Source organism: Phenylobacterium sp. NIBR 498073, assembly GCF_027286305.1.
Lineage (GTDB): Bacteria > Pseudomonadota > Alphaproteobacteria > Caulobacterales > Caulobacteraceae > Phenylobacterium.
This window is the reverse complement of sequence record NZ_CP114599.1, coordinates 1,965,399-1,976,565: the sequence shown is the minus strand read 5'-3', so window position 1 is coordinate 1,976,565 and position 11,167 is coordinate 1,965,399. Positions and strand designations below refer to the sequence as shown.

Annotated in this window: 13 protein-coding genes; 7 read left to right on the top strand and 6 right to left on the bottom strand. The window is 67.2% G+C overall.

Annotation, left to right across the window (positions count from 1 at the left end):
* Positions 1-18 precede the first annotated feature (18 nt).
* Positions 19-342 carry a hypothetical protein gene (locus O4N75_RS09865; RefSeq protein WP_267229867.1) on the bottom strand — a complete coding sequence of 108 codons (324 nt, stop codon included), beginning with the start codon at positions 340-342 and terminating at the stop codon, positions 19-21.
* 259 nt (positions 343-601) lie between these two features.
* Between O4N75_RS09865 and O4N75_RS09860 the strand changes: the two genes are divergently transcribed.
* Genes O4N75_RS09860 through O4N75_RS09845 form a run of 4 tightly spaced genes read left to right on the top strand, consistent with a single transcriptional unit; the run spans position 602 to position 4,088 of the window.
* Positions 602-1,717, top strand: coding sequence for an ABC transporter permease (locus O4N75_RS09860; RefSeq protein ID WP_269629178.1), 1,116 nt, complete (start codon positions 602-604; stop codon positions 1,715-1,717).
* On the top strand, positions 1,718-2,536 hold the full coding sequence (locus tag O4N75_RS09855; RefSeq protein ID WP_267229869.1) for an ABC transporter ATP-binding protein: 819 nt from the start codon (positions 1,718-1,720) through the stop codon (positions 2,534-2,536).
* On the top strand, positions 2,536-3,474 hold the full coding sequence (locus tag O4N75_RS09850; RefSeq protein WP_269629177.1) for an MlaD family protein: 939 nt from the start codon (positions 2,536-2,538) through the stop codon (positions 3,472-3,474). Before O4N75_RS09855 ends, O4N75_RS09850 begins: the two co-directional genes overlap by 1 nt.
* Positions 3,471-4,088 (top strand): ABC-type transport auxiliary lipoprotein family protein, encoded by a 618-nt coding sequence (locus O4N75_RS09845; protein ID WP_269629176.1) that lies wholly within the window; start codon positions 3,471-3,473, stop codon positions 4,086-4,088. The genes O4N75_RS09850 and O4N75_RS09845 overlap by 4 nt, the downstream gene beginning before the upstream one ends.
* On the opposite strand, the gene folD is transcribed toward O4N75_RS09845, so the two are convergent.
* Entirely contained in the window at positions 4,085-4,981 is an 897-nt protein-coding gene (folD, locus tag O4N75_RS09840; RefSeq protein ID WP_269629175.1) for a bifunctional methylenetetrahydrofolate dehydrogenase/methenyltetrahydrofolate cyclohydrolase FolD, read from the bottom strand. The two genes, O4N75_RS09845 and folD, sit on opposite strands and share 4 nt — an antisense overlap.
* A gap of 82 nt (positions 4,982-5,063) precedes the next feature.
* Here folD and O4N75_RS09835 point away from each other — a divergent pair, with 82 nt between their 5' ends.
* Positions 5,064-5,510, top strand: a complete 447-nt coding sequence (locus O4N75_RS09835) for a low affinity iron permease family protein (RefSeq protein ID WP_269629174.1) — start codon at positions 5,064-5,066, stop codon at positions 5,508-5,510.
* On the opposite strand, the gene O4N75_RS09830 is transcribed toward O4N75_RS09835, so the two are convergent.
* Genes O4N75_RS09830 through O4N75_RS09820 form a run of 3 tightly spaced genes read right to left on the bottom strand, consistent with a single transcriptional unit; the run spans position 5,507 to position 7,557 of the window.
* Positions 5,507-5,956, bottom strand: coding sequence for an NUDIX domain-containing protein (locus tag O4N75_RS09830; protein ID WP_269629173.1), 450 nt, complete (start codon positions 5,954-5,956; stop codon positions 5,507-5,509). The two genes, O4N75_RS09835 and O4N75_RS09830, sit on opposite strands and share 4 nt — an antisense overlap.
* 4 nt (positions 5,957-5,960) lie before the next feature.
* Positions 5,961-6,965: a S1/P1 Nuclease gene (locus O4N75_RS09825; protein WP_269629172.1), complete on the bottom strand. Its 1,005-nt coding sequence runs from the start codon at positions 6,963-6,965 to the stop codon at positions 5,961-5,963.
* Positions 6,966-6,975: 10 nt separating this feature from the next.
* Positions 6,976-7,557 (bottom strand): glutathione S-transferase family protein, encoded by a 582-nt coding sequence (locus tag O4N75_RS09820; RefSeq protein WP_267229876.1) that lies wholly within the window; start codon positions 7,555-7,557, stop codon positions 6,976-6,978.
* A 169-nt stretch (positions 7,558-7,726) separates the two neighbouring features.
* Between O4N75_RS09820 and O4N75_RS09815 the strand changes: the two genes are divergently transcribed.
* Positions 7,727-8,212, top strand: a complete 486-nt coding sequence (locus O4N75_RS09815) for a 3D domain-containing protein (RefSeq protein ID WP_269629171.1) — start codon at positions 7,727-7,729, stop codon at positions 8,210-8,212.
* Positions 8,213-8,374: 162 nt separating this feature from the next.
* Positions 8,375-8,683 carry a hypothetical protein gene (locus O4N75_RS09810; RefSeq protein WP_269629170.1) on the top strand — a complete coding sequence of 103 codons (309 nt, stop codon included), beginning with the start codon at positions 8,375-8,377 and terminating at the stop codon, positions 8,681-8,683.
* A 25-nt stretch (positions 8,684-8,708) separates the two neighbouring features.
* On the opposite strand, the gene O4N75_RS09805 is transcribed toward O4N75_RS09810, so the two are convergent.
* A complete protein-coding gene (locus O4N75_RS09805; RefSeq protein ID WP_269629169.1) occupies positions 8,709-11,084 on the bottom strand; it encodes an arylsulfatase in 2,376 nt (791 codons plus the stop codon).
* Positions 11,085-11,167: the final 83 nt, after the last annotated feature.

Here is an 11,167-nt window from a genome sequence, read left to right as displayed (position 1 = left end):
GACGCGCGGCCGCGGGCGCTAGGCCCCCGCGTTCATCGGCGGGCGGTATTCCTCAAGAAGGTCCTCTTGCTCCGCCAGGCGCACGGCGCTGCGCACGTTGAGGCGGGTCAGCACGTCAGCGTCGTCGCCATAGGTGTCGCGCGCATAGGCCAGTTGCTCGCGCCAGGCGATCCGCGCCAGGCTGTCGGTCTCACCGACGAACAGGATGTCGATCCCGCGATCGGCCGGCTTGCAGATCACGTAGTTCGCGCCGGCCGGCGGCAGAACGCGATCCTCCTCCAGGGCAGAATACCGGTAAAGGGCGCCGGACTTACCGGCGATTTCGACGTGACGACGGGTCAACCCACGCTCCCGACCTATAGGCGCTTGATCAGGGGACGGACCGAGCCGCCCCGGCCCCCTTAGGGCCTGCGACTTGGGCGAAATCTTGGCCGCCGCCTGCGACCTAGGATCACCTTGTCGCGAGACGCGTTGGATAGGCTGGCGCCACGGAACAACCTTCGCCATAAGGCGTTCGGCGTGTTGAGGCGGCTCTGCTAGGTTCAAGCTTGAGGCGTTTCGACTCAAGCGGACGCAAGCTGACGAGGCCCGACGCGAGCCGATGGAACGACCCGCCGATTTCAGCGTGATGGAGACCGATGGCGGCCGCCGGGCGGTGCTGTCGGGCGACTGGACGGCGACGGCGGCCGGTGACGCGGTGAGCCGTCTGGTGGCCGCCGTCCGCCGCGAGCCGCTCTCCGGGATGGACCTGACCAGCATCCGCCGGCTCGACACCGCGGGGGCCTACGGCATCCTGCGCGCGGTCGCCGACCATTCCGTCGCCGACCATATCGAAGCCCGCCCCGAAACTCACAGGCTGCTGGAACTGGTCGCCGCTGCGGCCCGCAACAAGCCGGCCAAACGCCAGGAACCCCGCGGCTTCTACGAGCTGGCGATCCGCACCGGACGCGGGGTGTTCAACCTCGGCGCCGAAATCTTCGAGACCATGGTGTTCGTCGGCCACCTGCTGGTGGTCGTCGGCCGCACGATCGCCAACCCGGGGCGCATCCGCTGGGCCGCCTGCGTGTCGCTGGCCGAGCGGGCGGGGCTGGACGCGATCCCAATCGTCACCCTCACCTCGTTCTTCATCGGCGCCGTCGTCGGGCTGCTGGGCGCCAACATGCTGCGGCAGTTCGGGGCCGAGGTGTTCGCCGTCGAACTGATCGGCATCGCCGTGTTCCGCGAGTTCAACATCCTGATCACCGCCATCCTGCTGGCGGGCCGCTCGGCCTCGTCCTTCGCCGCCGAGATCGGCTCGATGAAGATGAACCAGGAGGTCGACGCCATGAAGGTTCTGGGCGTCGATCCGTTCGAGGCGCTGGTCTTTCCGCGCTTCGCCGCCCTGCTGACGATCATTCCGCTGCTGACCTTCGTGGCGACGATATCGGGGCTGATCGGCGGCCTGTTGGTGACCTGGACGGTCCTCGACCTCGGCCCGTCGTTCTTCCTGCAGCGGATCCTGGACAATGTCGGACCGACGCATTTCTGGATCGGCCTGTCGAAGGCGCCGATTATGGCCGCAGTGATCGCGGGCATCGGCTGCCGCCAGGGCATGGAGGTCGGCGGCGACGTGGAGTCGCTCGGCCGCCGGGTCACCGCCGCGGTCGTGCATGCCATTTTCGCCATCATCCTGATCGATGCGGTCTTTGCGCTGATCTACATGCAGTTGGATGTCTAAGTGGCGGATTTAGCCGATCAATCCCTGCTCGACGACGACGCCCCGGCCATTGAGGTGCGAGGCCTGCGCTCGCAGTTCGGCGACCATGTGGTGCACGACAACCTCGATCTGACCGTTGAGCGCGGCGAGGTGCTGGGCGTGGTCGGCGGGTCGGGCACCGGCAAGTCGGTGCTGCTCAACTCGATCATCGGCCTGCGGCAGCCGGACGCCGGCACGGTCAAAGTGCTGGGCCAGGACATTCAGCGCACGAGCCGCCGCCGCTGGTCGGAGATCGAGAGCTGCTGGGGCGTGCTGTTCCAGCAGGGGGCGCTGTTCTCGAACCTGACCGTGCGCGAGAACGTCGCCGCGCCGATGTACGAGCACACCAAGCTGCCCCGCCGCGTAGTGCACGAACTGGCCGATCTGAAGATCGCGCTGGTCGGCCTGCGCCCCGGCGCCGGCGACCTGAAGCCGGCCGAGCTGTCCGGCGGCATGCGCAAGCGTGCGGGCCTGGCGCGGGCGCTGGCCCTGGACCCTCAACTGCTGTTTCTCGACGAACCGACCGCGGGCCTGGACCCGATCGGCGCCGGCGCCTTCGACGAGCTGATCCGCGATCTGTCCGACAGCCTCGACCTGACGGTTTTCATGATCACGCACGACCTCGACACGCTCTACTCGATCACCGACCGCGTGGCCGTCCTGGCCGACAAGCACGTGGTCGAAGTAGCGCCCGTCGCCGAGCTCGAGCGTTCACAGCATCCGTGGATCCAAGAGTACTTCCTTGGACCGCGCGGCCGCGCCGCGGCCGTTGCGGCCCATAGAGCCGGGAAACCAGCCTGATGGAAAAAGACGCCAACTACGCCCTGGTGGGCTTCTCGACCCTGCTGCTGGTGACCGGCCTGCTGATCTTCGTGGTCTGGCTGGCGCGGCTGAGCTTCGCCCAGGACTACGATGTCTATGACATCATCTTCCAGGGCCCGGTGCGGGGCCTGAGCCAAGGCGGCGAAGTGCACTTCAACGGCATCAAGGTCGGCGAAGTGACGAAGATCCAGCTAGACCCGGCCGATCCGAACAGAGTCATCGCCCGCGCCCGCGTGACGTCGGACGTGCCGATCCGCGTCGATTCCTACGCCACCCTCGAGCCGCAGGGCATCACCGGCATCAACTACGTGCAGATCACCGCCGGAACGCCGGCTAAGCGACTGCTGAAGGACACCGTCGATCCCGGGAAGGTGCCCAAGCTGCGCACCCAGCGCAGCGCGCTGTCGGACCTGCTGGAAGGCGGCGGCACCGTGCTGACCCGCACGGTCGAGGCGCTGGACCGCGTCAACCGCGTGCTCTCCGACCAGAACATCAAGAAGTTCGGCGACGCGGTCGAGGACGCTCAGGCCGTCACCGCCGAACTGCGCGAACGCAAGGCCCTGATCGCCGACGCCCAGAAGGCGCTGCAGAACATCGACGCCGCCGCCGTCCAGATCGCCGAGCTCAGCAAGTCGAGCCAGGCCCTGGTCGACGGCGAAGGCAAGCGCACCCTGGCCAACCTGGCCGACGCCGCTGGCGAGGCTCAGGTCGCCGCCAAGGACATCCGCACCATGGTCGGGCGTCTAGACGGCCCGGCCAACGAGTTCGCGACCAACGGGCTCCCGCAGCTCACCTCGGCGATCCAGTCCCTGCAGCAGACCGCCGATTCCCTGGATCGGCTGATCCGCGACATCGAAGCCAACCCCCGCGGCCTGGTCGGCAAGTCCCCGGCCCAGGAGGTCAAGGTCAAGCCATGAACGCCCTGAAGCGCACCCTCCCCGCCCTCGCCCTGATGGCCTGCTCCGCCCTGCTCGCCGGCTGCATTACCCTGCTACCAGACGAGAAGCCGGCTCAGCTCTATCGGTTCGACGGCGACATCCAGGCGGCGGCGGCCGGCCAGACGGCTCGGTTCACGATCGCCCGGCTCGGCGGGTCCTTCGTGCAGTCGGCCGCCAACGACCGCATCCTGACCATCAACGGCAGTCGGGCGGCCTACATCGCAGACGCGCGTTGGGTCTCCCCGGCTTCAGTGCTGTTCAACGAGTCGCTATCGCGGGCGTTCGACACCAACACCGGCGCCGCGCGGCTGCTCACCCGCGGCGACTTCGGCAAGGCCGACTACATCCTGCGGGTCGACGTCACCCAGTTCGAGGCCGAGTACAACCAGGGCTCAAAGGCCGCGCCTGAGATCGTCGTCACCTTGCGGGCGACCCTGACCGGCTCGGATCGGGTGCTGGCGGGCTCGCGCAATTTCGAAACCCGGGTGCGCGCCACCAGCAACCGCGTCTCGTCCATCGTCGAGGCTTATGACGAAGCGGTCAGCCAGGCGTTGGGCGAACTCGTCGCCTGGACCAACGGCCGAGGCGCCTAGGCTTCCAGCCCGGCGATGCGCTTGGCCGCGGTGACCGTGTTCTGCAGAAGGCACGCCACCGTCATCAGGCCGACGCCGCCCGGCACCGGGGTGATCGCGCCGGCGACGGCCGAAACTTCCTTGTAGGCCACGTCGCCGACCAGCTTGGTCTTGCCCTCGGCGGCCTTGACCGGATCGCGGAACGGCACGCGGTTGATGCCGACATCGATCACCGTGGCGCCCGGCTTGATCCAGTCGGCCTTGACCATCTGCGGGCGGCCGACGGCGGCCACCAGGATGTCGGCTTCACGGCAGACGGCGGCCAGGTCCTGGGTGCGCGAATGGGCGATGGTCACCGTGCAGTCGGCGGCCAGCAGCAGCTGCGCCACCGGCTTGCCGACCAGCACCGAGCGGCCGATCACGACGGCGCGCTTGCCGGTCAGGTCGCCCAGCGTCTCGCGGAGCAAAATCATGCAGCCGAGCGGCGTGCAGGGCACCAGCGAGGGCAGCCCCTGGGCCAGCCGGCCGGCGTTGACGACGTGCAGGCCGTCGACGTCCTTGGCCGGGTCGATGGTCTCGATGACCGCCTTTTCGTCCAGGCCCTTGGGCAGCGGCAGCTGCACCAGGATGCCGTGGATCGTCGGATCGACGTTGAGCTGGCGCACCAGGGCCAGCAGGTCGTCCTGGCTGACGTCGGCCGACAGGCGATGGGTGACCGAGTGCATGCCGGCGGCCTTAGAGTGCTCGCCCTTGGAGCGGACATAGACCTGGCTGGCGGGATCCTCGCCGACCAGCACCACGGCCAGGCCCGGCTGCAGGCCGTGCTGGGCCTTGAGCGCGGCGACCTCCTGCGCCACCTCGGCACGCAGGCGCTCGGCCGTGATCTTGCCGTCGATGATCTGGGCCTGGGACATGCGCTCTCCTAGGGGCGGGTCGGAACTGGCGCAGCCAGTACCCGTTCAGCCTGCGCCGCGCAATGCGGCGGGACCTCCAGACATGAGCGGCAAAGTCACCCACGTCTTCACCCAGTTCGCCACCGACGTCTCGCGATTGACCGGGCGCCCGCTGGCGTTCGTCGTCTGTTGCGTCCTTGTCGTCCTATGGGCGATCAGCGGGCCGCTGTTTGGTTTTTCGGACACCTGGCAGCTGGTGATCAACACCTCTACGACCATCGTGACCTTCCTCATGGTGTTCCTGATCCAGAACACTCAGAACCGGGACAATAGCGCCCTGCACGCTAAGCTCGACGAGCTGATCCGCGTTTCGAAGGCGCATAACTCGTTCATCGGCATAGAGAATTTGCCGGACAAGGACCTCGAGGAGATCCTCAGCGAACTCGACGAGGCCTCGACCCGAGCAAGGCAGGAGGCCGGCGCCCCGAGCCACCGACGCCAGCCGAAGACCAAGGCGGCGCCTCGCCGCCCCGCCCGCAAACGCACCTAGCGGCGCATCCAGGCAGCCACCGCCCAGGCGTGGGAATCGTGGCGCAGGGCGGCGATCGCCTCCAGCGGGGACAACCACACAAGCATATGATCTTCTTCGATTTTCGACGCCGCATCCTCGGCGACGAGGTCGAGGACGAAGAAGGCGCTGCGGTTGTTCCAGGCCTCCCCCTCGGTGTTGACGAAGAACTGGTCGGCCATAGCATAGGGCTCGCGGACGGCGACCTTCAGGCCGGCCTCCTCGCCGAACTCGCGCACCACGCCCTGCTCCGGACTCTCGCCGGGATCGACCCCGCCGCCGGGCAGGTCGATCCAGGTCGCACCGTCAGGTTTTTCGATCCGCACCACGGCAACCTGCCCGTCGCGTTCGAGGATCCCGAACGCCGCGGGGCGGTCGGCATAGGTCCGTCCGGCCCTGCGATCGCCGAACTGAGGCGCGACGCGCATCGGCTCAGTCCTTGCCGTACAGGGAATCGAACGGATCGGCCTTGCCCGCCAGCACGTCATCGACGCGCAGCACCGGCCAACCGACGGTCGCCTTGTCGCTGCCGCGCCAGGCCGAAACGACCATGTCGCGCAGTTCCGATGCCCCGACCGCGAGGCGGCCGGCGGCGAACTCCACGCCCCGGCGATCGCCGGCCGCCAGCCCGCCGGCCTTCTCCAGCTCGTAGAGCGGGATCACGTAAGCGCCTGTATCGGTAAGATAATCGACGGTCCGCGTCTCGATCGGGCAATCGCACGCCTTCAGAGGTTGCATGCGTATCGCCACATCGGCAGGTTTGACGTTCGCGAAGACGAACTCGCTCTCGAACGGACCGTGGATGCGGGCGGTCGTATAGCCCTTGGGGTTCGGGTACTCGCCCCATCCGTTGTAGTGCACGGTGACGTGCAGCGGCTGGGCGCCGTCGCCAACGAAGTGCGAGAGGTCGCCGATGGTCTGGAGGATCTGGGCTTCGCGGCGGACCAGGTCACGCTTATACCAGGCCTTGCGCACCGGGTTCTTCTCGCGCGCGGCCATATAGGTCAGCACCCGCCAGTAGCCAAAGTCCTTGGTCAGCTGCTGGTGGCGGTCGACGATCGAATACGGCAGGTAGCCGGCCTTCCAGCTGTCGAGGCCGGCGGCCTGCAGGCCCTTTTCGTAGTCGGCGCGGTTGGCGGGCAGCGGCTTGAACGACGGGCCGCCGAGCAGCTTGCCCTCCTCGTCGAGGTCGAGGAAGTGGCCGGCGTCGCGGTTGTGATCGTGAATCCGGCCCGCCCCCTTGGAGCGGTCCTGCTCACGCGAGAGCTCGCCGATGTCTCGCACCGCCGCCGGCGTGCGCAAGAAAGCCGGAACCTCGGCGGGCAGCGCGCGGGCGGCCGCCTCGCCGACCATCCGGTGCCCCATCGCGCCCCAAGCGTGGGCCTGGGCGGGCAGGATACAGAGCGCGGCGACGGCGGCGAGCAGCTGAGCTTTCATGCGATTCCGTTTATGCGATCTTGAGCGCGGCCTCCACCCGCTTCACCCAGGCCTGGACGCGCGGGTAACGAGCGAGGTCGAAGCCGCCCTCGTGGGCGACGCGGGTGTAGGCGACGAGTGCGACGTCCGCGAGACTGGGGACTTCGCCGACCAGGAACGACGAGGCCGCCAGGCCGTCTTCCAGCCGCTGCAGCGCGCCGTTGCCGCGTTCCACGAGCCGGGCTTCGAGTTCGGAGACCGGCTTTCCGGCGTAGCGGACCTGGAAGCGGGCCACGGCGACGTAGGGCTCGTGGCTGTACTGCTCCCAGAACATCCATTCGAGCATCCGCGCGCGGTCGTAGGCGTCGGCCGGGATCAGATCCGAGCCTTCGGCCAGGTGGACGATGATCGCGTTTGACTGGGCCAGCGGACGCCCGTCGCCCAGCACCACCAGAGGCACCTGGCCGGCTGGATTGAGCGCCAGAAACTGAGCCGTGCGCGACTCGCCGCGCAGGATGTCGGTCTCGATCCACTCGTATTTACGGCCAAGATAGTCGGCCACCCACTTCACCTTCAGGCAGTTGCCCGAGATGGAATCGCCATAGATGCGCATGCCTCAACCCCTTGCTTCTCAAAGGGTTGATAGCCTTCCGCGGGCTGTGCTCAAAGCGCTCGTGGCGATATGTCGCGAGAGGGTGCGGTTCACGTGGGGTTGATCTCTCGCTCGGAGTCCGGGTACGAAGACCGCCGCTGCCAAGATCAACGACGAAGGAGCCGCCGTCATGCGACGTCGCCTCGCCGCCCTTGCCGCCCTCCCCTTCTTCTTTGGGCTGACGCAAAGCGCACAAGCTGCGCCTCAATCGGACCCGCTCGGGGACCTGATTGTTTCGGCCCTGACCGGCGCCCTGCCGGGCACCCCGGACTTCCGGATGAAGGCCACCCTCTATCATGCCGGCGCCAAGGGCGTGGGCGGCCTAGACTCGCTCGGCTGCAAGGTGGTCGCGATGCGCACCGTAGCCGTCGACACCAAGCTGATCCCTCGCCGCACCCGCCTGTTCATCAAGGAAACCGTTGGCCTGCCGATGCCCGATGGCTCCAAGCACGACGGCTTCTGGTACGCCTCCGACACCGGCGGGGCGATCAAGGGCGAAAAGATCGACCTGTTCACCGGCCATGGCTCGTCGTCGATGCGCCCACTGATGGCGCTGAACCTGGCCAAGCTGACCGTCGCCAAGGCCGGCGAATTCAAGGGTTGCCCGCCCGCCTGACGGGCCCGCCGCCAGGGCGGCGACAGGCCGCATGGCCTGACCTCTCACGCTGTTGAATGATGCTTCGAGGGTGCTGGAACTTCCCAGCGCCTCGAGCATTTCAGCGTCCCTATCGCCGGGCGCGCCTCGGCGTGCACGGCGGCTGCCAAAGGCCCGTGTAACTTGTCCGATATCCGCGCGGGCGATCTCGTCGAGTGCATAGACGACACGCCCAACCGTCCCGAGAGCCAGATCATGCCCGACCTCGGGGCGATCTACACCGTCACCAACATCCGCGCCGTCGGCGACGGCGCCAGCGTCCGGCTCAAGGAACTGACGCCCAGCTGCCATCTCGGCGGCGTCTGCGCCTGCGGCGACTGCGGCTGGGACGCCGGCCGTTTCCGCAAGGTCTATCGCCCGAACGGCGAGTTCATCGCCTCGCTGTTCTGCGACGTCCCCGACCGGGTCGAGGCGCCCGAGCTGGTCGACTAGAGCGGTCAGCCCGGGCCCTGCCCCGCTACTGCCGGGCCATGGCCGCCTTGAGGTAGGCCTCCGCCGTGACCTTCTTGTCGGCGTCGCTCATCTCGTCGCCTGAGACGTCGATCAGCGCCTTCTTCACCACGCCGGTGAAGCGGAACGGCGAGGGATACTCGTCGTCCATGATCGGGGAGCCGGCATCGGCGCCGATGCACACCCCTGCCGCCAGGCCCAGCGACATCGGAATGGTGACCGGCAGGTCTCCCTTTCCAACGCTCTTGCCGTCGACATAGAGCGTGATTGTCGCCGGAACGCCCTTGCCCTTGGCCAGGTCGGGCTTGCCGGTCGGCTTGAACTCGAAGCTGAAAACGTGGTCGCCTTCCGGGACGGCGCTGTCGGCGATCACCTTGTAACGGGCGTCGGCGCAGTAGTTGTAGCCATAGGTCAGCTTGCCGTCCTTGACGTAGAGTACGAACCCTCCGTCGCAGCCGCCCATCGAGAACAGCGCGCCTTCCGCTCCCCCCTTGGGCACCGAAGCGTGAACCGAGATCGAGTGCGTGACATTGACCAGGGTGGGCGCGGCCAGCAGCGGCACGACCTGGGTGCCCGGATAATAGCGATACTTCTTGCGTCGCGGGGCGACCTGGGGCCGCTCGTCGGCGAAGCGGAGAGTGCCGCGGCTGTCGATCGGCAGGACATCGTACTTGCCGGCCTCGACGTACCACATGCCGATCATGGCGATCAGGCGGTCGCGCTCCTTGGCCGCGAGGTCGTTGGTCTCGGCGAAGTCGGACGTGAGATCATAGATCTCCCAGCCCTTCGCATCGAGCTCGGTCAGCTTATCGTAGGTGATCGGAGCGCCGAACCCGAGGCCTGATTCCACGAACGATTGGCCCGGCCACGGGCACACGGCTCGCCAGCCGTCGTGATAGAGCGAGCGGTGCCCGAACATCTCGAAATACTGGGTGATGTGCATGGCCGGCGCCTTGGCGTCGTCAAACGACGACTTCAGGCTGAAGCCCTGGATCGGCGACTGGGTGACGCCGCGGATCGAGGTCGGCGGCGTGATGCCCAGACAATCCAGCACGGTCGGGACCATGTCGATCGCATGGGCGTATTGGCTGCGGATTTCCCCCTTGGCCTTGATGCCCTTGGGCCAGGTGACGATGAACGGATCGGCCGTGCCGCCGCGGTAGGTTTCGCGCTTCCACCGCCGGAAGGGGGTATTGCCCGCGTGGGTCCAGCCCCAGGCATAGTGGTTGAAGTACTTCGGCCCGCCCAGGTCGTCGATGGCGGCCAGGTTCTGCTCTAGGTTCTCCGGGACGTTGTTGAAGAACTTGCCTTCGTTGACCGATCCGGTCGGCCCGCCCTCAGCGCTGGCGCCGTTGTCGGAGATCACCATAATGAGGGTGTTCTCGTACTCGCCCATCTCCTTCAGGAAGGCGATCAGCTCGCCGATGTGGTGGTCGGTGTGTTCCAGATAGCCGGCGAACACCTCCATCATCCGGGCGTAGAGCCGGCGCTCGTCGGCGGGCAGCTTGCTCCAGTCCTGCACGTCGGGGTCGTGGCGCGACAGCACGGTGTCCTTGGGGACGATCCCAAGCTTCTTTTGCTGGGCGAAGGTCTTTTCGCGATAGGCGTCCCAGCCGTCGTCGAACTTACCCTTGTACTTGTCGGCCCATTCCTTGGGGACGTGATGCGGCGCGTGCATGGCGCCGGTGCAGAAGTACATGAAGAAGGGCTTGTCCGGGGCGACCTGCTTGGCGTCGGCGATCATCGCCTTGGCCCTGGCGACGAGGTCGGGCGTCAGGTGATAGCCCTCCTCGGGGGTCGTCTCAGGCTCGGTCTGGGAATTGTCGCGGACGAGTTCGGGATAGTACTGGTGAGTATCGCCGCCCAGGAAGCCGTAGTAGCGCTCGAACCCGCGGCCTAGCGGCCAGCGGTCGTAGGGGCCGGCCGCAGAGGCCGTCTCGGCTGGCGTCAGGTGCCATTTGCCCAGGGCGTACGTGTTGTAGCCGTTCTGAAGCAGGATCTCCGAGAGGAAGCCATTTTCCATCGGGATCTGGCCATTGGCGCCGGGATAACCCTCCGACCCTTCAGTGATGCAGGCCATGGCGTTGGAGTGGTGGTTGCGGCCGGTGATCATGCACGAGCGCGACGGCGAGCAGAGCGCGGTCGTGTGCATGTTGTTGAAGCGCAGTCCGTCGGCGGCCAGAGCGTCCAAGTTGGGTGTATTGATTGGGCTCCCGAAGCATCCGAGATGCCCGAATCCCGTGTCATCGAGCACGATGAAGAGGACGTTCGGTGCGCCGGGTTTGGCCTGCGGCGTCGCCGGCCAGGCCGGCTTGGAGACGTCGAAGGTCCGGCCGATCACGCCGGGAAAGGCCTGGCCTGGTTCATACTCGGTGAGCGGCATCTGGGTTCCTCCTTGGGGTTGAAGGCACCCTGCCCCCGAGCGTCGAGCGCCCGCCATCGGGTGTTCCCCGGAGCGCCTTCGCC

Coding starts and splice junctions, on each gene's coding strand:
- O4N75_RS09860 (WP_269629178.1), top strand. CDS start 602: ATGGAACGACCCGCCGATTTCAGCGTGATGGAGACCGATGGCGGCCGC.
- O4N75_RS09850 (WP_269629177.1), top strand. CDS start 2,536: ATGGAAAAAGACGCCAACTACGCCCTGGTGGGCTTCTCGACCCTGCTG.
- O4N75_RS09845 (WP_269629176.1), top strand. CDS start 3,471: ATGAACGCCCTGAAGCGCACCCTCCCCGCCCTCGCCCTGATGGCCTGC.
- folD (WP_269629175.1), bottom strand. CDS start 4,981: ATGTCCCAGGCCCAGATCATCGACGGCAAGATCACGGCCGAGCGCCTG.
- O4N75_RS09835 (WP_269629174.1), top strand. CDS start 5,064: ATGAGCGGCAAAGTCACCCACGTCTTCACCCAGTTCGCCACCGACGTC.
- O4N75_RS09830 (WP_269629173.1), bottom strand. CDS start 5,956: ATGCGCGTCGCGCCTCAGTTCGGCGATCGCAGGGCCGGACGGACCTAT.
- O4N75_RS09825 (WP_269629172.1), bottom strand. CDS start 6,965: ATGAAAGCTCAGCTGCTCGCCGCCGTCGCCGCGCTCTGTATCCTGCCC.
- O4N75_RS09820 (WP_267229876.1), bottom strand. CDS start 7,557: ATGCGCATCTATGGCGATTCCATCTCGGGCAACTGCCTGAAGGTGAAG.
- O4N75_RS09815 (WP_269629171.1), top strand. CDS start 7,727: ATGCGACGTCGCCTCGCCGCCCTTGCCGCCCTCCCCTTCTTCTTTGGG.
- O4N75_RS09805 (WP_269629169.1), bottom strand. CDS start 11,084: ATGCCGCTCACCGAGTATGAACCAGGCCAGGCCTTTCCCGGCGTGATC.